The sequence below is a fragment of the Muricoccus nepalensis genome (genome assembly GCF_006438825.1).
Lineage (GTDB): Bacteria > Pseudomonadota > Alphaproteobacteria > Acetobacterales > Acetobacteraceae > Roseomonas > Roseomonas nepalensis.
The window spans coordinates 1-1,633 of the sequence record NZ_RCZP01000115.1 but is presented as its reverse complement, the minus strand read 5'-3'; the positions used below and the strand labels follow the sequence as shown (position 1 = coordinate 1,633).

1 pseudogene is annotated in these 1,633 nt (G+C 70.9%); it reads left to right on the top strand.

Features of this window, described 5'->3' with window-relative positions:
• Positions 1 to 5: 5 nt before the first annotated feature.
• Positions 6 to 1,633: pseudogene (gene acs / locus EAH89_RS30810) on the top strand (acetate--CoA ligase); the annotation flags it as partial.

The window sequence follows — 1,633 nt, the reverse complement described above, 5'->3', positions numbered from 1 at the left end:
CGCGGGTGGACGAGGCGCGGCGTCGTGCGATGGTGGAGGAGGCGGGTCGGGACCCGGAGGGGTTCTGGCGTCGCGAGATGGGGCGCATCGCCTGGATGCGGGCGCCTCGTCGCATCAAGAACACGAGCTTTGAGGGCGACGTCTCGATCCGCTGGTTCGAGGACGGCGTGCTCAACATCAGCGAGAGCTGCCTTGACCGGCACGTCGACGGCGGGCGTGGCGACCAGGTGGCGATCCTCTGGGAGGGCGACGACCCGAACGCGGACGCGCGCGTCACCTACCGCGACCTGCTCGCCCGCGTCTGCCGGCTGGCCAACGCCATGAAGGCGCTCGGCGTCCGGCGCGGCGACCGGGTGTCCATCTACCTGCCCATGATCGTCGAGGCGGCGGTGGCCATGCTCGCCTGCGCGCGCCTGGGCGCCGTGCACTCCATCATCTTCGGCGGCTTCTCCCCCGACAGCCTCGCCAGCCGCATGCAGGACTGCGAGAGCACGCTGCTGATTACCGCCGACGAGGGCCGCCGCGGCGGGCGCACCGTGCCGCTGAAGGCCAACGCCGACGAGGCGCTCCGCTCCTGCCCGACCGTCAAGGCGGTGATCGTCGCCCGCAACACCGGCGAACACCGGCGGTGCGGTCACGATGCAGGAGGGGCGCGACCACGACTGGGCGACGCTGTGCGACGCGCAATCCGCTGAGTGCGCCCCCGAGCCCATGGGTGCCGAGGACCCGCTCTTCATCCTCTACACCTCGGGCTCGACCGGTAAGCCCAAGGGCGTGCTGCACACCACCGGCGGCTACGCCGTCTGGGCCGCCTTCACCCACGAGCTCGTCTTCGACTACCGCCCGGGCGAGGTCTACTGGTGCACCGCCGACGTGGGCTGGGTGACCGGCCACACCTACATCGTCTACGGCCCGCTCGCCAACGGCGCGACCACCCTCATGTTCGAGGGCGTGCCGAACTGGCCCGACGTCAGCCGCTTCTGGCGGGTCATCGACAAGCATCAGGTGAACATCTTCTACACGGCGCCGACCGCCATCCGGGCCCTCATGCGGGAGGGCGAGGGGCCGGTGAAGGCGACCTCGCGCCAGTCCTTGCGCGTGCTCGGCTCGGTCGGCGAGCCGATCAACCCCGAGGCCTGGCTCTGGTACTACCGCGTGGTCGGCGACGAGCGCTGCCCGATCGTCGACACCTGGTGGCAGACCGAGACGGGGGGCATCCTCATCTCGCCGCTGCCCGGCGCCGTTGCCCAGAAGCCGGGCTCGGCGACGCTCCCCCTGCCGGGCGTCTTCCCGGCGCTGGTCGACAACGAGGGCCACCTGCTCGAGGGCGCGGTGGAGGGCAACCTCGTGATCACCGACAGCTGGCCCGGCCAGATGCGCACCGTCTTCCGCGACCACGAGCGCTTCATCCAGACCTACTTCTCGACCTTCCCGGGCAAGTACTTCACCGGCGATGGCGCCCGGCGCGACGAGGACGGCTACTACTGGATCACGGGGCGCGTCGACGACGTCCTCAACGTCTCCGGCCACCGCATGGGCACGGCCGAGATCGAGAGCGCCCTCGTCTCCCACCCCAAGGTGGCCGAGGCCGCCGTCGTCGGCATGCCCCACGAGATCAAGGGCCAGGGCATCT